The organism is Candidatus Ulvibacter alkanivorans (assembly GCF_003333325.1).
GTDB lineage: Bacteria > Bacteroidota > Bacteroidia > Flavobacteriales > Flavobacteriaceae > Ulvibacter_A > Ulvibacter_A alkanivorans.
The window spans coordinates 70,729-93,187 of record NZ_QOLC01000066.1 but is presented as its reverse complement, the minus strand read 5'-3'; the positions used below and the strand labels follow the sequence as shown (position 1 = coordinate 93,187).

Annotated in this window: 15 protein-coding genes; 6 read left to right on the top strand and 9 right to left on the bottom strand. The window is 41.8% G+C overall.

The window, feature by feature from the left end; genetic code table 11:
• The first annotated feature begins 37 nt into the window (after positions 1–37).
• From DWA30_RS05575 to DWA30_RS05565, 3 genes are all read left to right on the top strand, one after another.
• Entirely contained in the window at positions 38–1,105 is a 1,068-nt protein-coding gene (locus tag DWA30_RS05575; protein WP_114491550.1) for a DUF3810 domain-containing protein, read from the top strand.
• A gap of 83 nt (positions 1,106–1,188) precedes the next feature.
• Complete coding sequence (locus DWA30_RS05570; RefSeq protein WP_114491549.1) at positions 1,189–4,146, top strand: amidohydrolase family protein; 2,958 nt, start codon at positions 1,189–1,191, stop codon at positions 4,144–4,146.
• 5 nt (positions 4,147–4,151) lie between these two features.
• Positions 4,152–5,450 (top strand): amidohydrolase family protein, encoded by a 1,299-nt coding sequence (locus DWA30_RS05565; RefSeq protein WP_114491548.1) that lies wholly within the window; start codon positions 4,152–4,154, stop codon positions 5,448–5,450.
• A gap of 100 nt (positions 5,451–5,550) precedes the next feature.
• Here DWA30_RS05565 and DWA30_RS05560 read toward each other — a convergent pair whose 3' ends face one another.
• From DWA30_RS05560 to DWA30_RS13185, 3 genes are all read right to left on the bottom strand, one after another.
• Entirely contained in the window at positions 5,551–7,584 is a 2,034-nt protein-coding gene (locus tag DWA30_RS05560) for a S9 family peptidase (protein ID WP_114491547.1), read from the bottom strand.
• Positions 7,585–7,687: 103 nt separating this feature from the next.
• Positions 7,688–9,379, bottom strand: a complete 1,692-nt coding sequence (gene ettA / locus DWA30_RS05555) for an energy-dependent translational throttle protein EttA (protein ID WP_114491546.1) — start codon at positions 9,377–9,379, stop codon at positions 7,688–7,690.
• Positions 9,380–9,411: 32 nt separating this feature from the next.
• Positions 9,412–9,588, bottom strand: a complete 177-nt coding sequence (locus DWA30_RS13185) for a CAL67264 family membrane protein (RefSeq protein ID WP_245933867.1) — start codon at positions 9,586–9,588, stop codon at positions 9,412–9,414.
• Between the two features lie 228 nt (positions 9,589–9,816).
• Here DWA30_RS13185 and DWA30_RS05545 point away from each other — a divergent pair, with 228 nt between their 5' ends.
• The 3 genes from DWA30_RS05545 to DWA30_RS05535 all read left to right on the top strand — a co-directional run bounded on the left by DWA30_RS05545 (position 9,817) and on the right by DWA30_RS05535 (position 13,367).
• Entirely contained in the window at positions 9,817–11,445 is a 1,629-nt protein-coding gene (locus tag DWA30_RS05545) for an acyl-CoA carboxylase subunit beta (RefSeq protein ID WP_114491544.1), read from the top strand.
• 104 nt (positions 11,446–11,549) lie between these two features.
• Positions 11,550–12,836, top strand: a complete 1,287-nt coding sequence (locus DWA30_RS05540; RefSeq protein ID WP_114491543.1) for an MFS transporter — start codon at positions 11,550–11,552, stop codon at positions 12,834–12,836.
• Positions 12,837–12,944: 108 nt separating this feature from the next.
• Positions 12,945–13,367 (top strand): DoxX family protein, encoded by a 423-nt coding sequence (locus DWA30_RS05535; protein WP_114491542.1) that lies wholly within the window; start codon positions 12,945–12,947, stop codon positions 13,365–13,367.
• A gap of 41 nt (positions 13,368–13,408) precedes the next feature.
• On the opposite strand, the gene DWA30_RS05530 is transcribed toward DWA30_RS05535, so the two are convergent.
• The 6 genes from DWA30_RS05530 to DWA30_RS05505 form a co-directional block, all read right to left on the bottom strand.
• Positions 13,409–15,265, bottom strand: coding sequence for a vWA domain-containing protein (locus DWA30_RS05530; RefSeq protein ID WP_114491541.1), 1,857 nt, complete (start codon positions 15,263–15,265; stop codon positions 13,409–13,411).
• Between the two features lie 117 nt (positions 15,266–15,382).
• The gene (locus DWA30_RS05525) at positions 15,383–18,505 is read right to left on the bottom strand and encodes a hypothetical protein (protein ID WP_114491540.1); all 3,123 of its coding nucleotides are present in this window, start codon (positions 18,503–18,505) and stop codon (positions 15,383–15,385) included.
• 121 nt (positions 18,506–18,626) lie between these two features.
• Entirely contained in the window at positions 18,627–19,706 is a 1,080-nt protein-coding gene (locus DWA30_RS05520) for an AMP-binding protein (RefSeq protein ID WP_114491539.1), read from the bottom strand.
• 5 nt (positions 19,707–19,711) lie between these two features.
• The gene (locus DWA30_RS05515) at positions 19,712–20,665 is read right to left on the bottom strand and encodes a CPBP family intramembrane glutamic endopeptidase (RefSeq protein ID WP_114491538.1); all 954 of its coding nucleotides are present in this window, start codon (positions 20,663–20,665) and stop codon (positions 19,712–19,714) included.
• A 51-nt stretch (positions 20,666–20,716) separates the two neighbouring features.
• The gene (locus DWA30_RS05510; RefSeq protein ID WP_114491537.1) at positions 20,717–21,757 is read right to left on the bottom strand and encodes an o-succinylbenzoate synthase; all 1,041 of its coding nucleotides are present in this window, start codon (positions 21,755–21,757) and stop codon (positions 20,717–20,719) included.
• Between the two features lie 5 nt (positions 21,758–21,762).
• Positions 21,763–22,443, bottom strand: a complete 681-nt coding sequence (locus tag DWA30_RS05505; RefSeq protein WP_114491536.1) for a metal-dependent hydrolase — start codon at positions 22,441–22,443, stop codon at positions 21,763–21,765.
• Positions 22,444–22,459 lie beyond the last annotated feature (16 nt).

The window sequence follows — 22,459 nt, the reverse complement described above, 5'->3', positions numbered from 1 at the left end:
AACGCAGCGATAAAAGTTTTATTTGTAAGTTTGATTTATGCAAAACAGAACACCCCTTATTTTAACAGCGCTGCTTCCTGTTCAAATAATTGTTTTACAAATCCTAAAAAAATTCCCTGAATTTATTGAAGAATACTACAGCCTAGGGCTATACCCCATCCTTTCAAAAATGTCTCGGTATTTGTTTGGTTGGATCCCCTTTTCGATTGGTGATGTCTTTTATATTCTTATTTCAATCATGGCATTACGTTGGTTATACAAGAACCTAAAACGACTTAAGTTTGAACCTGTTCGTTTTTTCTTGGATATCACAGCCACCCTATCTATTGTTTATTTTGTTTTTAACTTGTTGTGGGGACTCAATTACTATAGAGTACCGTTGCATAAGTCACTCGGATTAGAACGCGATTATACTACCGAACAGCTTATTTCGACCACCGAACGACTTATCGCCAAAGCTAACAATATGCACCGTCAACTAGGTTACCCCGATAGTGTAAAGATCGACTTGCCTTACACGCAGCAAGAAGTGTTCAAAAAAACAAGCAACGGATATGACAATTTAAGACTAACGTATCCGCAACTTTCCTATCACCCCAAAAGCATTAAAAAAAGTGGATGGAGCTTAGGACTCACGTACATGGGGTATAGTGGTTATTACAATCCGTTTTCTGGAGAAGCCCAAGTGAACAATTTAATTAAAACCTATAAATTTCCCGTGGTGAGTTGTCATGAGGAAGCACATCAAATAGGCTATGCAGCCGAGAACGAGGCCAACTTTATTGCAACCCTAGCCACACTTCACAATGACGATCCGTACATTCAGTATGCAGGATATATTTTCGCATTGCGATATTGTGTAAACGAAGTTGCCCGAAGAGACATAGAGGTTTATCACGTACTGGTCGATACCATTAACCCGGGAATCTTAGCGAGTTATAAAGAAATGCGTGATTTTTGGGCAAACTATGCAAATCCGTTCGAAACATTTTCCAAAGGCTTTTGGGATCAATTCTTAAAGGCCAACAATCAGTCGCAAGGCATAATGAGCTATAGCTATATGGTGGCCCTGGTTGTAAATTATTTTGAAGACAAACCATTTTAATTGTTAAAAAACAATTAGGCTTTTGATGACTTGAATTGCATCGTTATCTTTAGCCTTCCTTTTTTTAACATTTTTCAAAACCTATGAAAAAATACACCTTTCTCCTACTGCTTATTTTTAGCACTACATTAGTATTTGGCCAAGATTACTTTCCGAAGAATGACGGCCTCAAAGAAAAAAATAACAACTATACAGCCTTTACAAATGCTACGCTCTATATTACCCCCACAGAGGTAGTAAAAAATGGGACACTGCTTATTCAAAACGGCAAGGTCGTAGCTTCAGGAAAGTCTGTTACTATTCCACAGAATGCTGTAATAATAAACTTAGAAGGCAAGCATGTGTATCCTTCCTTTATCGATCCCTATACTTCCTTCGGAATAGAAAAACCAAAACGAGCTCAAGGACAAGGTCGTTCACCTCAGTACGAAGCATCTAGAGAAGGATTTTATTGGAACGACCATATTATGCTGGAGCAAGATGCTATAAACTCATTTAAGTACAATGCAAAGAACGCTAAAGCATTACGTGCTGCCGGATTTGGTGTAGTAAACAGTCATCAAATGGACGGTATCGCTCGCGGGACAGGGATCTTAGTTGCACTTAACGATGAAGGTGGCGAAGCGAGTAGATTGTTGAACGATCGCTCGGGGCAATTCTATTCGTTCTCAAAGAGCGTGGCAAGTCGGCAATCGTACCCAACCTCATTAATGGGTGCCATGGCATTGCTAAGACAAATGTATTGGGATGCCGAATGGTATGCGAAAGGTAATATAGAAACTAAAGACCGTTCGTTAGAAGCGCTTATTCAAAATCGAGATCTTATCTCTTTCTTCGAAGCAGGTAGTAAGAGCAACAACCTTAGAGCCGACAAAATTGGCGATCGATTCAACATTAATTATGTGATCGTAGGTGGTGGCGATGAATATGAAGCGATTGAAAGTATTAAAGCCACCGGTGCAAACTATATTATTCCAATTAACTTCCCAGACGCCTACGATGTGAGCGATCCGTATTTGGCGAGTTATATCGCGCTAGACGATATGCGAACTTGGAACCAAGCGCCTATGAATCCGAAAATGTTGGCCGATAACGATATAAAGTTTGCGCTTACAACCCACGAATTAAAAAAACCTTCCGAGTTCAAAGAGAAACTTCAAAAAGCGATCGAGTACGGTTTCGATCCAACAGAGGCCTTAGAAGCACTTACCACTATTCCTGCTGCGTTACTAGGTGCAAGCGACATGATTGGCGGATTGAAACCCGGACAATACGCCAATTTCTTGATCACTTCTGGAGAAATCTTCGATTCGGAAACGACCCTATATGAAAATTGGGTGCAAGGAGAACGAAATGTAATACAGACCAAAGACCAAAAAGATATAAGTGGTACCTATAGTCTATCGGCCGCCGGAAAAACGTACGACTTTACAATTAGTGGAACTGCTTCAAAACCAAAATCGACTATAAAACTGGGCGATGTCGAATATCCTTCAAAAATTGAGTACAGCAACAATTGGGTGTCGTTATCTTTTACTGACGAAGAAACCCAAGAGGTGTATCGCTCTACCGGGATCATTCCGAGGGACGGTGAGAATTTCTCAGGACGACTATTGTTACCCGACGGATCGGAAAGTTCTTTTTCCGCAGTAAAAAAAGGAAAAGCGGATGCTTCCGAAGAAAAAGAAAAGAAAAAAGATGGGAAGCCAAAAGTCCTTCCACTCACTTACCCAAATGTAGGGTATGGTTTTACCAACAAACCACGTCAGCGAAATGTATTGTTTAAGAATGCCACGGTTTGGACCGGTGAAGCAGATGGGATACTTGAAAACACCGATGTGCTTGTAAAAAATGGAAAGATTACAACTATTGGCAAAAATTTGTCTGCCGGAGGTGCTACTGTGATAGACGCAAGCGGCAAACACTTAACCGCAGGTGTTATAGACGAACACTCTCACATTGCAGCTTTAGCCATTAACGAAGCAGGACATAATTCATCGGCAGAGGTAACAATAGAAGATGTGGTCGACCCGGAAGATGTAAACATATATCGTAATCTTGCTGGTGGTGTTACTTCCATTCAAATCTTACACGGTTCTGCTAACCCAATAGGTGGGCGCTCTGCAATTATTAAATTAAAATGGGGTGAGGATGCAGATGATATGATCTATGAGAACACACCGAAGTTTATAAAATTTGCCTTAGGTGAGAATGTTAAGCAAAGTAATTGGGACAGCTACAATCGTTTTCCACAAACCCGTATGGGGGTGGAACAACTGTATGTAAATTACTTTAACCGTGCAAAGGCATACGACGAGAAGAAAAAAAGTGGTGCACCTTATCGGTATGACGAAGAAATGGAAGTCTTGGCCGAGATCTTAAATGGTGAGCGCTATATTAGTTGTCATTCGTACGTTCAAAGTGAGATAAATATGCTCATGAAGGTAGCCGAAAGGTTTGGCTTTCGTGTAAATACCTTTACACATATTCTTGAAGGATATAAAGTAGCCGATAAAATGCGCGACCATGGTGTAGGTGGTTCGACCTTTAGCGACTGGTGGGCGTATAAATATGAAGTAAACGATGCGATTCCATACAATGCCGCTATAATGGCGAGCCAAGGTGTTACCGTAGCCATAAACAGTGATGATGGAGAAATGTCCAGAAGGCTAAATCAGGAAGCTGCCAAAAGTGTAAAATATGGTGACATGAGCGAAGAGGAAGCATGGAAGATGATCACCATCAACCCTGCCAAGTTGTTGCATATAGATGATCGCGTCGGAAGCATTAAAGAAGGAAAAGATGCCGATCTAGTACTTTGGAGCGACCATCCTCTTTCAGTTTATGCCAAAGCTGAAAAAACTATGATCGAAGGAACCGTGTATTTCGATATCGAACAAGATAAATTGAAACGCAAGGCCATTCAGCAAGAACTAAATGAATTGATGAAAATGATGTTGGCCGAAAAATCGGGTGGCGGGAAGACCAAACCACCTAAACGTAAAGAGAATAGAAACTTAGAATGTGAAACTATAAAATAAACGCCATGAAAAAGATACAGAACAGCTTATTAGCCTTTGCATTAATTTTGAGCGTTTTTAGTTTCGCTCAACAAACGCCGGCATTACCCCAAAGCGAACCGATTACCTTGCAAGGAGGGACGGCTCATATTGGAAATGGTACCGTCATCGAGAATAGTGTAATTGTTTTCGAAAACGGTAAGATCACCGCTATTGGTGATGCGAGCACGCCAACAAAAGGAAACCTAATCAATATACAAGGCAAACACGTTTATCCCGGTATGATCGCTCCTGCCAAGTCGTTAGGATTGATCGAAATAAACGCTGTACGCGCTACAAATGATCAAGACGAGCTAGGAAACATGATACCCAATGTACGAAGCTTGATCGCCTATAATGCCGAAAGTAAAGTTGTGGAGTCCATGCGCCCCAATGGCGTTCTTATTGGGCAAATTACACCACAAGGCGGACGCATCTCTGGTACTTCTTCCATAGTGCAGTTCGATGCTTGGAATTGGGAAGACGCAGCCATTAAAGTGGATGATGGAATTCACTTGAACTGGCCCAACAGTTTCCGACGCGGAAGATGGTGGGAAGGCGAACCTCGCGGTTGGCAACCTAATAAGGATTACAACAAGCAACGCGACGAGCTTATACAGTTTATGGTAAATAGCAAAGCCTATGGAAAAAGCACTCCTAAGGCTAAAAACGAATCGTTTGAAGCCATGCAAGGTGTATTTGACGGAAGCAAAAAAGTGTACATCTATGCCGATGGTGAAAAAGAGATCATCGATGCTGTTACAACGGCCAAAGAAAGCGGTATCACTAATGTAGTCCTTGTTGGTGGTTACGAAGCCTACAAGATCGTTCCGTTTCTAAAGAAAAACAATATTCCAGTATTGGTGCAACATACCCATAACCTACCCGAGCGTGAGGACGATGATTATGACCTACCTTACAAGCTGCCTAAACTTTTAGTAGAGGGCGGATTGCTTGTCGGACTTCAAAACGAAGGAACTTCTAATTTCCAAACACGAAACCTTCCGTTCTATGCCGGACAGGTAGTCGGGCAAGGCCTAGACAAGGAAACGGCATTACAACTAGTTACCGGAAATACAGCTAAAATTTTAGGGATCGATGCTGACTATGGAACATTAGAGGTAGGAAAAAGCGCCACCCTCTTTGTAAGTGAAGGGGATGCCTTAGATATGCGCACCAACAAATTGGAACACGCGTTTATCGACGGTCGTGACATTTCATTAGAAACACACCAAACTGAATTGTGGAAGCGCTATATGGGAAAATACAATAATTCGAAAAAATAGAAACCCCGGAGTCCATCAATTCGTTTCTGGAAGAAAACTACATCGTTTCATCCGATTGAATAAATAGTACGATCTCGTATTTAGCACATTTAGGAGACATCTATTTGTATTTCTCAAACCATGCTAGCGTATGCGCTACCTTGGTGATCAAATTACTCGGTCGAGCGGCTATACCATGTGAAGCTTCCGGGATTTCTACCAATACGGTTTCTATCTTGCGTAATTTTAATGCGTGATATAATTGTTTGGCCTCACTAGGTGGTGTTCGCAGGTCGTCCATACCCACCATGACCATGGTTGGGGTTTCCACATTCCCTACTAAAGAAATTGGCGAGAACTTCCAATAGGTCTCAAAGTTTTCCCATGGCTGACCCGGATACCTGGAGTCTGCATATCCGTAATAATTATCGGCCACTAACGTCTTGCTTATCCAATTCATTACTGGTTTTGCTACCACAGCTGCATTGAATCGGTTGTTTTTACCAATGATCCAAGCGGTCATGATACCACCGGCACTACCGCCGGTAACAAATAGCTTGCCTTCTTCCGTGATCCCTTTATTTATAAGTTCATCGACTCCATCCATGACATCGTTATAATCTTCTCCCGGATAATTATTGTACAATAAATTACCAAACTCTTCACCATAGCTTGTACTTCCCCTCGGGTTTGGATAAAACACCACATAACCGGCGGCGGCGTAGAGTTGAATTTCTGTAGAAAACCGATCGCCATAATTTAAAATTGGTCCGCCGTGGTTCTCTACCAATAGAGGATACGTCTTCTGCTTATCATAGTTCGGAGGATACACTATCCATCCTTGAATGTCCCTTCCATCCACCGAGCTCTTGTACCAGATCTCTTCCATCGCTCCCAACGTACGGTGGCCTAAAATGTCTTCATTCAATTGGGTGAGCACTTTAAAATCGGATCCTTTTTCAACTAAAGCTACATCGGCTGGTCGGTCCGGTCTTGAAAGTGTATAGGCGATCTCTCCTGCTTCGGAAAGACTAAAACTACCGCTTGCATACGGTCTTCCAAGTGTCGTTCCACCCATATTGGAAACGATATCGGTTACCTCGCCTTTCAACGAAATATAAGCGATCTTCGTTTGTCCTTTATCATCGTAAGTAAAATACAAACCCTTGCTATTCTCAGCCCATACTGGATTGCCAACGCTGCGATCAAAACCGGTAGTGATGGTTCGTTTGTTATTGCCCGAAGCATCCATTACATGTAACTCCCAAACTTGATAAGTTTGCACTTTGTCGGCATAGCCTGTATAGGCAATATAATTCCCATCGGGAGACACCATCGGATTGGCATCGGGGCCCGATTGTTCTGTAAGTGCTTTAATGGTTCCGTTGGTAGTATGTATGGCATACACTTCAGAATTTCTAAAATCATACTCCCAGTCCTCATTTCTGTTGGCAGAAAAATAAATATACCGACCATCTGGTGACCAAGAAAGATTTCCGCCGTGATTAAAATCACCGCTGGTAAGTTGCCGAGGGCTGCCTCCTTCCGAAGGAATCGTAAAAATATGTGAAAATCCGGGGGTTAAATATCCGGCACCATCAGCCTCATGCTTTAAACGATCCGTAATGCGCGGAGATTCTGCCCATTTGGCGCCTTTAGGCTTGGAAGGCATCTTAGCAATTACCGGGGCCGCACTGTTAACCTTCATACTAAAAGCAATGGCCGAACCGTCTGGAGACCATTGTAAGTTCGACGGACTATTCTCTAATTGGGATAATTTGGCTATCGCACCAGATCGTACCCAATACACATAGATCTCACTTCCTTCGTCTGTACTGCTCACAAATGCGATGCGATCACCGCTAGGAGACCAACGTGCATTACTTTCATTCCCCTCTCGAGTCGTTAGTTTACGGTGGTTACTACCGTCACTATTCAGTATCCACAAATTCCCCGCACTGCGATCCTTCATGATATCGAAGCCCGTTCTTCGGTACACGATCTGTTCTCCATTTGGTGCGATCTGCGGATCGCCCGCATATTCTAATTGAAACACATCCAAATACTCAAATTTCTTAAATTCCTGTGCCGTTGCCGTTGCAGAAATATAAAATAAGCAGCCTGTAAATACTATAAATCGAATAAAGCTATACATCTTTTTGTCTTTTTTTGAAAGCTAAAGGTAGCAGTTTTTCTCTCTGCTACAAACAAAAAAACCGAAGCTAATGACTTCGGTTTTGTAGATCGTAACCTATTTTTTATCGAATAAGTTTCTTGTATTTGATTCGCTTCGGAAGCAGATCTCCTCCCAAACGCTTTTTCTTATTTTCTTCATAATCGCTAAAACTACCTTCAAAGAAATACACTTGGCTGTTGCCTTCAAATGCTAGTATATGGGTACAAATACGGTCTAAGAACCAACGGTCGTGAGAGATCACAACAGCACACCCGGCAAAGTTTTCCAATCCTTCTTCAAGGGCTCGTAACGTATTTACATCCAAATCGTTGGTAGGCTCATCGAGCAACAATACATTTCCTTCTTCTTTTAAGGTCATGGCCAAATGCAATCGGTTGCGTTCTCCACCAGAAAGCATAGACACCTTCTTGTTTTGTTCGCTACCGCTAAAATTAAACCTACTTAAATACGCTCTCGAATTAACTTGGCGTCCTCCCATCATAATTAATTCTTGGCCGTCGCTAAAATTCTGCCAAATGGTCTTTTCAGCATCAATATTAGAATGCGACTGGTCGACATACGCGATCTTGGCAGTTTCACCTACGTCAAAGCTTCCTTTATCGGGTGTTTCTTCTCCCATGATCATTCTAAAGATCGTCGTTTTACCGGCTCCATTAGGACCAATAACCCCTACGATACCGGCCTGCGGTAATTTAAAGTTCAAGTCCTCATACAACAACTTGTCGCCATAGGCCTTCGCAACACCTTGTGCTTCGATCACATGAGTTCCCAATCGCGGTCCGTTCGGAATATAGATCTCTAGCTTTTCGTCAAGTTTCTTTTGGTCTTGACTCATCAACTTATCGTAATTATTAAGACGGGCCTTTTGCTTTGCCTGTCGGCCTTTAGGTGCCATACGCACCCACTCCAATTCTCGTTCTAACGTCTTTTGTCGTTTGCTCGCCTGTTTTTGTTCCTGCGCCAATCGTTTCGATTTTTGGTCTAGCCATGAAGAATAATTACCCTTCCAAGGGATGCCCTCTCCTCTATCCAATTCCAAGATCCATCCCGCTACATTATCTAGAAAGTAACGGTCGTGCGTCACTGCGATCACGGTTCCTTTGTACTGCGATAGGTGGTGCTCTAACCAGTGTACACTTTCGGCATCCAAATGGTTGGTTGGCTCATCCAATAGTAAGACATCAGGTTCTTGCAACAATAAACGGCATAAGGCAACGCGTCGGCGTTCACCTCCCGAAAGCACACTCACTTTTTTATCGGGATCCGGCGTACGCAATGCATCCATTGCGATCTCTAGCTTTGTATCCAATTCCCAAGCATTGGTCGCATCTATAGTATCCTGCAATTTTGCTTGCTTGTCCATAAGTTCTTGCATCTTATCCGGATTCTCATATACTTCCGGAAGCCCGAACATATCGTTTATCTTATTGTACTCGTCCAATACGTCTACAACCTCTTTTACCCCTTCCTTAACGATCTCGATCACGGTCTTAGACTCGTCCAGCTGCGGTTCTTGCTCTAAATAACCCACACTATACCCCGGCGCAAATACCACATCGCCTTGGTAGTTCTTTTCAACACCTGCGATGATCTTAAGCAAGGTCGATTTACCACTTCCATTTAAACCTAGGATCCCGATCTTAGCACCGTAGAAAAAACTTAGATAAATATTCTTTAAAACTGGAGTTTGAGCGTTCTGATACGTTTTTGTAACCCCGCTCATCGAAAAGATCACTTTCTTATCGTCAGACATATATACTATTTTATTAATTAATTATTTTCCGGTTACACTCTGCCTTTCAAGGCGTTAAATACCCAGGCAATGGCAAAGAAGCCAATACCTACAGATGCAAACCCCCATCCGGCCACATCGTCATAACGAAATGCACCCATGGCAATTAATGCAACCCCAACCACGATCATAATAAACGTGGCCCATCCTAAAACTGTATTTTTATTCATCATTATGTGTATGCTTAATGGCGTTCACGCCGCTGGCGTACCGCGCTTTCGGTAGTCGCTTCCGCCAAGTGGCGGCGAGCTTCAACAAAACCTCAATCGCTAACGCAGTTTGTAATTTGATCACAGCAGACTCGCTTTCGTGATTTCTAGCAAATATCGGGAATAAATCCATGTTTTCCATACCAAAAAATGCATACTTTCGTATTTTAGCAAAAAGCAAGAAAACCCATGGATATTAACTTCAATAAAAACGAAGATCACAATAAACTATTAGTTTCAGAATTAAAGAATAAACTAGCCAAAATTAAATTAGGTGGTGGCGAAAAACGTATCGAAAAGCATCACGCCAAAGGTAAAATGACCGCTAGAGAACGTATTAACTACCTATTGGATGATAAAAAACCTGCGATCGAAATAGGGGCCTTCGCAGGCGATGAGATGTACGAAGAACACGGTGGCGCGCCTAGTGGTGGCGTAGTAGTTAAAATGGGCTATGTAAAAGGCAAGCAGTGCATTGTGGTCGCAAACGATGCTACGGTTAAAGCAGGCGCATGGTTTCCTATCACCGCTAAAAAGAACCTAAGAGCGCAAGAAATATCCATAGAGAACAAATTACCCATAATTTATCTAGTCGATAGCGCAGGAGTTTATCTGCCCATGCAGGATGAGATCTTCCCGGACAAAGAACACTTTGGGCGAATCTTTAGAAACAATGCTATCATGAGCAGTATGGGAATTACTCAAATTGCTGCGGTCATGGGAAGTTGTGTCGCAGGTGGTGCCTATCTCCCAATCATGAGTGATGAAGCCTTGATCGTAGACAAGACCGGAAGCATCTTTTTAGCCGGTAGTTATCTGGTAAAAGCTGCTATTGGTGAGACTATCGACAATGAGACCTTAGGCGGTGCGACAACCCACTGTGAAATTAGCGGGGTAACCGATTATAAGGCAAAAGACGATAAAGATGCACTCGATACCATTAAAAATATCGTTTCAAAAATTGGGGACTACGATAAAGCAGGGTTCAACAGAGAGAAGCCGGCAAAACCTAAAGAGAATCCGGAAGAGATCTTTGGTATCATTCCAAAATCAAGAGCAGACCAATACGACATGCGCGAGATAATTCTACGCATGGTAGACAACAGTGATTTCGAAGAGTACAAAAAAGGCTACGGACAGTCAATTCTAACAGGCTATGCTCGAATAGATGGTTGGGCAGTAGGGATCGTTGCTAACCAACGAAAACTAGTTAAGACCAAAAAAGGAGAAATGCAGTTTGGCGGTGTGATCTATAGCGATAGTGCCGATAAGGCTACGCGCTTTATAGCCAACTGCAACCAGAAAAAAATTCCATTGGTGTTTTTGCAAGATGTCACCGGGTTTATGGTGGGCAGTAAAAGTGAACATGGCGGGATCATCAAAGATGGCGCAAAAATGGTGAATGCGGTAAGCAATAGTGTAGTCCCTAAATTTACCGTTGTGGTAGGAAATTCCTACGGTGCAGGGAATTATGCTATGTGCGGCAAGGCATACGATCCAAGATTGATTGTTGCATGGCCAAGTGCCGAACTTGCCGTAATGAGCGGAAATAGTGCCGCAAAAGTGTTACTGCAAATAGAAACGGCTTCCTTAAAAAAACAAGGAAAGAAGATCACTCCCGAAGACGAAAAGAAACTATACGACAAGATAAAAGCGCGGTACGACAAACAAATTTCACCCTATTATGCTGCCGCCCGAATCTGGACCGATGCCGTGATCAATCCGTTGGATACGCGAACGTGGATCAGTATGGGAATAGAAGCTGCTAACCATGCACCTATAGAAAAACCATTTAATCTAGGGGTGATCCAAGTATAGGTAAGTCCAAACAAATGAGCGGTTTAGGCACGATCGTATGCATGTCCTTCGTTCGTGCCATATATTGGCACACATTCAGCAGAAAAACGTATCTTTCAAAATAGATGACGACCCCTGCTACTAAAAAACATCCGTTTTACTATATACTCCTATTGATCTTAGCGGGAGAAGCAGTGTTTATTTTACCCTTCGTGCTCGCCCGTATCTTTAGACCTACGGTCTTAGATGTGTTCGATCTAACAAATCTCGAGTTGGGGGTCTGTTTCTCTATTTATGGTACCGTTGCTTTCTTCTCCTACGTTTTTGGCGGAAGCTTAGCCGACAAGTTCCAGCCGAGAGTGCTCATGGCCGCAGCCTTATTTCTAACAGCAATTGGCGGACTCTTTTTAGCGGCATTTCCATCCTATGGCCAGTTAAAAGTGCTTTACGGTTATTGGGGCTTTACGACCATTTTCTTGTTTTGGTCGGCTATGATAAAAGCAACTCGAATTTGGGGTGGTGAAGAAAAACAAGGCCTCGCATTTGGTTTTTTAGACGGAGGGCGCGGTTTGGTAGCGGCAGGATTCGGATCGTTAGGTATTCTGATTTTTTCAATTTTTATCACTTCTGAAATTGAAGACGCAACGCTCGCCGAACGCACCGATGCATTTCGATATGTTATTTTAATTTCTTCAGCGATTATTAGTACCATTGGAGTGCTAATCCTATTATTCTTGCGTACCAATAACAGTAACTACAGTTCAAACCCTACACTCGATCGTAAAGCCTTATGGAAAAAATACACCATCGCATTAAAGATTCCCGCCGTTTGGTTGCTTATGGTTATCGTACTTTGTGCCTATGTTGGTTATAAGATAACCGATGTGTTTTCACTCTACGCGCGCGAGGTCATGCTATACAACGAAATTGAATCGGCACAAGTGGGAGCCTTCCTACTCTATATCCGCCCTGTCGTTGGTGTCGGAATTGGGTTGTTGGCCGATAAGACCCGGGTCTCCCTAATGATGATCCTAGCCTTTTTGATCATGCTCATTGGTGCGGGCTTATATGCTAGCGGTATTATAAGTCCCGAAACTAGCGGACTCTTTTTTCTTTCACTCATTATTACTGCCGCAGGTGTTTATGCCTTTAGAACCCTATACTTTGCCGCAATGCAAGAAGGTCTTATACCCTTGGCCGTGACAGGTACCGCCGTAGGGCTTATCTCCTTGGTTGGATACACACCCGATATCTTTGCGGGTCCGGCAATGGGTTTTTTGCTTGATAATTCACCCGGTGAGGTTGGACATCAACATGTATTTGCGATGTTAGCCGTATTTGCGACGATTGGATTAATAGCCTCAATACGCTTCTATTATATTGCTGCCAAAAAAAAGAATAAGAACTCTTAGCAGTTTTAGTATTAAATTATTGATTACTCAAACTTTCTGCCTCTCAATAAAATTATGATATAATACTAAAAATGAGTACCTTAGGTACTCACAATAACTTATATCATCATGGGAACTATTAAGTCTTTGAACAAATGGGCCAATGCCCATACGTATTACCCACTTGATCTATTACGAGTTGCTCTTGGCGTTTTTTTATTTATAAAGGGAATCGACTTTATGTCTAATATGGACGTACTTATGGAACTTATTAAACCCTTAGAGAGTTATACCGGAGACATGCTCTTTGTACATTATGTTGCCCCTGCCCATTTTGTTGGTGGATTACTTATCGTATTTGGTCTCTTAACGCGATGGGCGATCATCGCACAATTGCCCATATTGATAGGCGCTGTTTTACTTAATTTTATAGGCGACATGAATGTAACTAATCTTATTCTATCTATTGTGGTCTTGTTGGCCTGTCTTTTCTTCTTGTTCTATGGGTCGGGCAAACACTCGGTAGACTATTATTTAAAGATGCAACAATAAAAAAAGGAGCCGCTTTGGCTCCTTTTTTTTTATAGGTTAAACTATTTATGACTTTTCACCAATCGGATGAACTCTGCGCGATACCCTTCCGGGTCTTCACCTCTCCCCGCTTCTGCCAGTTTAATTACTTCGGAAGCCTTTTTAGTATCGATAAACTCAGAATCTCGAAGTTGCATTCCGAATAAGGCCACTGCTGCCGAAAATTTTAAATCGATTGAAGCTTGATCGATACTTTTCCCGGTATCTTGTACACTTTTTACAATTAGTTTACTAACCGAACCGGCAGGTGTCTTATACCTAAACTTTACAGTTAACAATTCATCTGTATATGAATTAGACGTGGCGGTCGTATATTTTAATCCCGGTACATCTTTTACGTATATACTCTTCACCCCTGTTGGTATGATCTCATACAAAGCGGTAACCGTATGGCCACTTCCCAGCTCTCCTGCATCTTTGGTGTCATCCTTAAAATCTTCGTCATTCAGCAATCTGTTTTCATACCCAATGAGGCGGTAAGCTTGAACCTTAGCAGGATTGAATTCGACTTGTATCTTAACATCTTTTGCGATGGTATATATGGTTCCGAAGAACTCAGTTCCCAGTACTTTCTTAGCTTCTTGCATGGTATCTATATAGGCATGATTTCCGTTGCCCTTATCGGCCAATGTCTCCATTTTCGAATCCTTATAATTCCCCATTCCAAATCCTAAGCATGTCAAGAATACGCCACTCTTTCTTTTTTCTTCAATGAGGTCTTCCATGTCACGGTCACTGGACGCTCCTACGTTAAAGTCGCCGTCGGTAGCAAGTATCACCCGATTGTTTCCCCCTTCAATAAATTGCGCTTCGGCAATTTTGTACGCTAGTCTTATTCCTGCACCGCCGGCTGTAGACCCTCCTGCATTTAATGAATTGATCGCTTTTAATATGGCTTTTTTATTTGCACCGGATGTAGGCTTTAGTACAACACCGGCGGCTCCGGCATAGACTACGATCGAAACCTTATCTGTTTCACGCAATTGATCCACAAGAATTTCTAAGGCTTTTTGTAATAATGGAAGTTTGTTGGGGCTATTCATTGATCCAGAAACATCTAAGAGAAAGACCAAATTGGAAGCCGGCACCTTGTCTAGTGGGATCTCTTTTCCCTTAAGTCCGATCCTAACTAATTTCGCTTTATCGTTCCATGGGGAATTAACAACTTCGGTGTTGATCGAGAACGGATCATTTCCGGTTGGTTGCGGATATTTGTACGCAAAATAATTGACCATCTCTTCTATTTTTACTGCGTCCTTAGGGATCTTCTCTCCATTATTGATCATGCGACGCACATTACTGTATCCGGCTTTATCCACATCGATAGAAAAGGTAGAGAGCGGTGCAAGTTCCACTCGTTTAAAGATATTTTCTTCAATCTTTGCATACGATTCAGAATTAGGATTGGTATTAGCGTATCGGTAGGTGATGGACGAACTATTTAGATCGCCGGTAGCTCCACTAACTTGTACGCCTGCGGCTTTTCCTTCAAGCTTTTGTTGATAGCTTACACTCATTCGCTTTCGTCTTGAGTTACTATAACCGGTAACAACAACTTCATCTAAGGCTGAACCTGCTAATAGTTGCACATTGATATTAGTCGTATTCGTTTTAATTTTCTTCTCAACGGTCTCAAAGCCAACGTACGTAAATACTAATACCTGACCCACTGAAGCAGTGATCTTATAGTTCCCATCAAAATCGGTTTGGGTTCCTTTGGAGGTGTTTTTTACAATGACATTGGCACCGGGTAGTGGCAGTCCATTGTCATCGCTAACGGTTCCGGTAATTGTTTTTTGTTGTGCAGTTACTTGAAGCGACAAGAAACATAAGCATAAGGTGTAAAATAGCGTTTTCATAAGGTAGTGTTTTAGAATTATAGATTAAAACTACCTAGGCTTCCGAAGAAAAAAAACGAACAATGAGCGAACACTACTTTATAATGAGTGAAGTGCTTTTTCTATCTAGAGCGAATATTACAAACTATCTTTTTTTGACTCAATATTGCCTTGCGTCTTACTTTTCATTCTGCGATAATTGGAAGAGGGTCGTCGCAGTGTATTCTTGTTTTGGTCGGTTACGAGCGTATCGGTTTCTATAAAGCTAAAGACACGTTCCATGGTCTTATCCAGGTCTTTATGAAAATAGATCATAGCTTCCTGATAGCGAACCGCGGGCTCTCCCAATATACGAGCCAACGGAGGTTCTACCACTCCCCACGCATCGCGTTTATAGCGCTCATAAGAATGCAGCGCATCGTCGATGATCTTATTGTGTACCTTGATACTGTCCATAAGTCGTAATGGGTCCTTGACCTTTGCTTTTATCACAGCTTGTACATCGGTATAACTTAATTTGTGAGGCATCATAATAGGAACTACTGCAAATCCTCTATTCTCGATCTTATTATAGACATAGCGTGGCAATTTATCGATAGACACTACCGTGCCTATAATAGAGGCCAATTCTCCGGAGTCTTTTAGGTCGGAGGCCTGAAAGCCCCATTCTATTAGTTTCTCTTCTATATAAAAGTTCTTGGAGTTTATGATATTGATAAAAACGGGTTGGATCTTATTTACGAAATCATCGTCTCGTTGAATGGCATCGTACACCTCCAGTGCACTCAGCATACCCGAATTCTCAAAATAGCCGCCATCTAGATAGCTTCCTTGGCCGCGTATTTTCGCTGTTGGACTAAAAAGCGGGAATCGGTTCGTGGTCGATACCGCCCCATAGTAGGTCAAGGTTACATTAGAACCGGTTTCATTGTCATAGAACTGTGTTAGATTATCAGCCCCTGCAAATGTACTATCTGAAAATCGCACTGTCGCAACAACGCCTTGTCTTCCCGCTACAGAAGTCGTATTCATTACGAGAAGTGGATACTTTCTTTTTCGTTTGTCGTAAGTTCGTTCCCAGTATTCAGAAAAGCCGTAGGTATTGTAATCCTTCAAAGGCATGCCTACATTTTTCGCATGCTTTTGCATGCTGTAATACGATCGATCCTTACCGCGATAGTTTCCGAAGTGCGCATACTCCCGAAGCATATCCCATCCCATTAAGTAAGTTAGCTCTGTAGACAACACATTAGAGACTCCAATTCGCTCTATCGCCTCGCGCAATCGTGACGGATCATCCTCGTTCGCCACTAAAGCCGAGTAGTTTCCTATTCCTACGGCACCGCCGGAAACACCGGACATGACCACTGTTCGCTTCATAAAATCCCCTTCACTAATTTCATCCAACCTGTTGAGCAGCAAAAGATTCCATAAGTTTGCTTTCAGTCCGCCGCCATAGGATCCCACGAAGAAATAATTAGGTTTCTTCTCTGTGTTCTGCGAAAGTTTATTCTTTAAGAAATCTGTGAACTCCAGTCGAGGTTCAGCTTTTGTTAAGCTTAACGAATGCAAGTTATTAGGCTGCCCGGCGCTATATACACACCAGCCAATTATGGAAAATACGATGAGCGGAATTCCAAATCTAAAGAAGTTAAGCGCCTTTTTTTCCTCTCTAAGTCGATAGTAATACAACACATGTTTCCAAAGCAAAATAATAAAGGAGTAGAATAGAATAATGTACAGAATAATGATGTTTATCGGATTTAGAGCCGAAGAAAAACCGATCCAAATATTAGCAGCAACAATGGTAACAAAAGAAAAAATACCACTCCATCGCATTAAATTCAAATAGCTGATGTTATCACTTAATTTAGCGAATTGTCTATTCACTATCGCTACTTTCTGGTTTTCTACTTTCGCATATTTTTTAAACAGTTCTAAAGTGGTAGCATCGAACATATCGGAATTACGGTTATAAAGCGAATTCGAATAAAATACATACTTAAAGAAGGTGCGACATATTTTAAAGTAGATATAAAGATACATCTGGCAAATAATCGTTACCAACATGAATATCAAGGGAATTACACTCCATTGATATACCATTGCTAAGACCGCGGTCGTTAGTACCATTAGCGTACATAGACCGAAGTACCACGGAAAGAAACGGACATATTTGACTATTGTCGCGATGGTTCGCCGAATTTCCACTTGATCGCTTTTGTCTAAGATGTGTTTCCAATTGTTGTACATCTGTCCCCACACATAGTAAATGACGTACGTAATGATCAGCAGGAAGAAGGTGACCTTAACGGTATCAAAGTAGATCTCAAAATACCGAGGAATCAAGGCAATAAAAATATGAAAAACAGCCCCATAGATAAGAACGCCTAGACTACGTCTTAACATTTTTACATCTTCGTTGTTGAATTCGTTCTTTTTTTCTTTGGAAGACCTATGGGTACCGTAGTAAATAATTCCGAATCCGAGAATTCGAGTATGCCGTTTAGACATATTCAGACTCACACAATCACGATCGCCGTACAACCAGATATCCACATAGACCGGAAAATGAGACAGCAAAATGGCTAAAAAGGTAAGTAGGAAAAATAGGAATAGAATGTTCAACGGACTGTAGAACAGCGTAACTAACAAGGTGCCACCTTGCGGCATTGCAGTTACCAATAAATAGATAATTATAATAAACAAGACACTAAGTAGCGACGTTTGTAAAAATCGTATAAAGTTCTTTGCCTTCGGAAAAATAAATCGTTGCAACGCCCAATACAGAAAGAACAAAGCGCATATTACATATAATCCTAATTTGATGCTTACTATAAGTTCAAGAGAGATGAGTTGTCTAACCCCCTTATAACCATAGGCCAACGCTTCTATTATTTCTATTATGAGCAACAAAATTACAGCAGTAAAATAGATCTGTCCTGCGGTAATTGTTTTAGAGCCAATCGTGAAAAATCGAGACTTTAATAGCGTCCGAATAAAATAGGCAACGATCAACAGTAAGAATGCCGCCCAGAAAAAGTCCAACACAAAAAAGGTCTTGAACCATAAGGCGGTCCAATAGTGTTCCTGGCTAAAAATTATGGCGTTGATTGCATCTGCGTGTTCGACGTGACCATGCTGCGGATGCGCGATAAAATCGTTGATCCTAAAGAGAGAGATACATATAATGAGTACTATCGAAAGTCCTATCCAAACTGCAATTTGATAGTTAACTCCTCGTTCCAACCAATTTTTCATAAGCAGAATCGTTTATGCTTGGGGAGCTAAAAGCATCATTTAGAGTTCAATATACAAAAAACTTGGGCATCACAGCTTTGATACTTCGATAGACATGTGCGTTCAAAAAATAGAATACCTCTTACCGATATTTACGTACCACTTCCATGATGTGGCGACGTTTTACTTTGCCCGTCTTGGTATAAGCGAATTTTGAGACAGTATAGATTCGTTTGGGTTTTTCGTACGGAGCAAGTTTTGAAAATGCTTCGGTATAGTTAGGGAGTTGTTCATCGCTGTTTTTTTCAAGGACCAAGATCAAGCGCTCTCCTAAGGCTTCATCCTTTTCCGAAGCAATGATAAACGGATACGAAATATACGCTTGAAGCTGTTGTTCTACCGATTCCGGGTAGATCTTAATCCCACCGCTGTTAATCACGTTATCGTAACGGCCTAACCATCGAAACGAGGTCTTTGATTGTAGGTCGACGATGTCGTTGGTCTTAAGCACCTTATCGACTATTTTAGGGGCTTCGATTCTTAAACATCCTCTTTTGTCGACATCAAACTTAACGTCGGGCATAGCCGAATACGTGTTGGAACGGGCCGGACCATTTAGTCGTCTTACTGCAATATGGGTACAAGTTTCGGTCATTCCGTAGGTTGCAAAAGCTTCGGTATCTACTTTCTGCAATTTGGCTTCCAGTTCGTTAGAAACGGGTCCGCCGCCAATAATGAGCTTCTTCACCTTCCCCAAGTCCTTAATGGAATGGTTTACTTGGTAGGGTACCATGGCAGCAAAATCGTAATCATTATCGTATTGTGTTAGCGCGTCTTTTTCCGGTGCCACCACATGTAATTGCCAACCCATTACCATGGCCCGTACGATCATCATTTTACCGGCAATAAACTTAGGGTGCAGACATAAAAGAGCGGAAGCGTGTTCGCCCACTTTAAAAAAGGTACCGGTAGCCATTGCACTATTGATCATTGAAGATTTGGACAGTGCAATTTTCTTAGGCTTTCCTGTAGAGCCCGATGTTCTTACGGGAATAGTATCATTATCATCCAACCAACGAATTAGAAACTTCCCCATGCTCACTTCATGTTCATCCCCGTCTGCTTTTAACTGTTTTGCAAAGCCATGTAGTTCTTCGGCTGTTTCAAAATGCAAACCGTTTAGCGTAAAGGCAGGGTGAATATGGTGTGAGGTTCTTTTCACCGTGCTTATGGTATTTCTGTGGATTGCGTTTGTGGTGGAGGAACCACTTTTCCGAAGAGCTTATACTTCCAATCGCTCCATTTATAACGCCACGCCATAATGGCAAGAAAAATAGGATAAACGATAAGAACCGGTATTAACACATCGAAGCCGGCGCTGGGATCAGACACATCTTTTAAAACCGAATTTGTCTGAAAAACCGTCCAATCTGCCGTTACCAGCAATGCAGTAATAAGATTGTTACCGGCATGGAATCCCAATGCCAGTTCCATCCCCTCGTCCATAAGGGTCATAACACCCAAAAAGAATCCGGTGCCTATATAATACACCATGATGATGTTACCTAGTTTTTCTACTTCGGGATTAAAAAAGTGTAGCCCGCCAAAAATAACCGAAGTGATCACTAGCGGCAACCAGCGATTTTTAGCGATCACGCCTATCCCTTGCATTAAATACCCTCTAAATAGGTATTCTTCAAAACTGGTTTGTAAGGGCACCATTATAATTGCGATAACCGCTAAGATTAAAAAGGGGATCAAATCGAATTGCAATACATAACTGTCAGGGTTGGTATAGTAATCGATAGTTGTTAACACCACCGTGGTACACACGATCAATAAAAAACCAAACCAAATACGTCCCCAATCCGTCTTTTTACGAGCTGTGGTAAGTGAGCGCATGGATTGATTGTGCAAATATTTAACGATCAAGATCAATACGGCAAGACCAATTGCAAAACTTAACAACATTAAGAACAATGTAAGATTAGAGTCGAGCACCGTCATTAATTTGTTGGGATCTTCCAGAGCGCTAAGATCTTTGCCTTCACTCATTAGTTTATAAGCTACTGCTCCAATAAAAGGGATGGCCCCAAACTGACTTGCTAAGAAGATTATAACCGCTCCAACCAAATATCGCCACCAATCGTTTAAAAATCTAAATGCCTGCGCTATGTACATAAGTTCAATAAATTTTAAATGTGGCTGTAAGTCCCCACTAGACTGTTTTTGTTACATAATTTTATTAAAATCCCAATTCCCCTCCTGTTTATAATACAAGTTTCCATGAGCTACGTGTAACGGGGATGGAATGTTGTTGGTGTATAAACTACCTGTTCCTAATCCTTGTGGCAATTTACTATTTTTTGTGTAGGTGTATTGTGAAATAGCGTTTAATCCTACATTACTTTCCAGAGCAGAAGTGATCCACCAACCAATCGATCGTGCTTCTGCGAGTCGAATCCAGGTGTCACTGGCTTGAAATCCACCAATCAAGCTAGGTTTTAATATTATATATTGGGGTTGAATGCTGGTTAAGAGTTGTTCTTTCTTTTCTTCGGAATAAACCCCGATCAATTCTTCGTCTAATGCAATTGGCAAGGGTGTTTTTTCGCACAATTGCGCCATTGCCTCCCATTGTCCTTGTTGAATCGGTTGTTCGATAGAATGGAGGTTATATGCTGCCAATTGGGTTAGTTTTTCTAGGGCTTCGGAAGGCTGAAATGCACCGTTGGCATCGACACGTAGTTCTATGGCTGAAGCATCGAATTCAGATCGTATATAACGCAATAATTCTAGTTCAGTCTGAAAGTCGATCGCGCCTATTTTCATTTTGATACAGCTGAAGCCTTGTTCAATTTTTTCGACGATCTGCGCCCTCATAAATGCCTTATCCCCCATCCAAATGAGTCCGTTAATGGGTATGGGAGCTTTATTATTTGTAAAATAAGTTGGAAACAATTCAAAAGGAGTGTTGGCTCTCAACGATTGGAATGCCGTTTCGATTCCAAATTGAATGGAAGGAAATTCGGTGAGCGCATCGAGGAGCTGCGTTTCTCCTTTATCTATATGATCACAGACCCATTTTAGAGTTTCTTCATAATCTGGGCGATCATCAATGCTTAGCCCACGCAATAAACCACATTCGCCAATTCCTACTTTTCCCGACGCTTTCAGTATTAGAAACCAAGTCTCTTTAGTCTTTAACACACCTCTAGAGGTACCGCTGGGCCGCTTAAATTGCAGTATGTGTTTGTGGTAGGTAGCTTTCAAGTTTACTATAGTTCTATCGAATCACCAATTTCCAGCAGCATGAGGTCTTTGTCTGCATCGTAGAATTTTTTCTTCGCCGCTTCATGATCAATTTCAATATAGCCAAAGGTGTCGTAGTGTACGCCCAGAACCTTGTCGCATTCCACAAAATCGCTAGCAAGGATCGCATCATCGACCCCCATGGTAAAGTTGTCTCCTATTGGCAAAATAGCGAGATCTAATTTTGTTTGTAGCGGAATCAGTTTCATGTCCATAGTAAGTGCCGTATCACCTGCGATATAGATATTCTTATGTTCTCCTTCGATGACAAATCCGCCGGGCTGACCGCCATAACTCCCATCTGGAAATGAGCTGGTATGGATGGCATTCACATACTTGACATAGCCAAAACCGAACTGCCAACCACCTCCGTGATTCATTGGATGTACTTCAAAACCTTTGTTCTCGTAGTGCGTAGCAATTTCATAGTTACTTACAATAACAGCACCTGTATTTTTGGCGATTGCTTCTGCATCTAATATATGATCTTGGTGTGCGTGCGTAAGCAGAATATAATCGGCTTTAAGCGTGTTGATATCGACCTTGTCCTTGGCCAATTTATTTCCGGTAATAAATGGATCGATGATCAAATTTTTACCTCCTACAGTTATTGCCAGGGAATTCTGCCCATAAAATGTAATTTTCATATTTAGTAATTTTTAC

Excerpts from the sequence above, each read along its gene's own strand:
- DWA30_RS05575 (WP_114491550.1), top strand. The coding sequence starts at position 38 with ATGCAAAACAGAACACCCCTTATTTTAACAGCGCTGCTTCCTGTTCAA.
- DWA30_RS05570 (WP_114491549.1), top strand. The coding sequence starts at position 1,189 with ATGAAAAAATACACCTTTCTCCTACTGCTTATTTTTAGCACTACATTA.
- DWA30_RS05565 (WP_114491548.1), top strand. The coding sequence starts at position 4,152 with ATGAAAAAGATACAGAACAGCTTATTAGCCTTTGCATTAATTTTGAGC.
- DWA30_RS05560 (WP_114491547.1), bottom strand. The coding sequence starts at position 7,584 with ATGTATAGCTTTATTCGATTTATAGTATTTACAGGCTGCTTATTTTAT.
- ettA (WP_114491546.1), bottom strand. The coding sequence starts at position 9,379 with ATGTCTGACGATAAGAAAGTGATCTTTTCGATGAGCGGGGTTACAAAA.
- DWA30_RS13185 (WP_245933867.1), bottom strand. The coding sequence starts at position 9,588 with ATGAATAAAAATACAGTTTTAGGATGGGCCACGTTTATTATGATCGTG.
- DWA30_RS05545 (WP_114491544.1), top strand. The coding sequence starts at position 9,817 with ATGGATATTAACTTCAATAAAAACGAAGATCACAATAAACTATTAGTT.
- DWA30_RS05540 (WP_114491543.1), top strand. The coding sequence starts at position 11,550 with ATGACGACCCCTGCTACTAAAAAACATCCGTTTTACTATATACTCCTA.
- DWA30_RS05535 (WP_114491542.1), top strand. The coding sequence starts at position 12,945 with ATGGGAACTATTAAGTCTTTGAACAAATGGGCCAATGCCCATACGTAT.
- DWA30_RS05530 (WP_114491541.1), bottom strand. The coding sequence starts at position 15,265 with ATGAAAACGCTATTTTACACCTTATGCTTATGTTTCTTGTCGCTTCAA.
- DWA30_RS05525 (WP_114491540.1), bottom strand. The coding sequence starts at position 18,505 with ATGAAAAATTGGTTGGAACGAGGAGTTAACTATCAAATTGCAGTTTGG.
- DWA30_RS05515 (WP_114491538.1), bottom strand. The coding sequence starts at position 20,665 with ATGTACATAGCGCAGGCATTTAGATTTTTAAACGATTGGTGGCGATAT.
- DWA30_RS05505 (WP_114491536.1), bottom strand. The coding sequence starts at position 22,443 with ATGAAAATTACATTTTATGGGCAGAATTCCCTGGCAATAACTGTAGGA.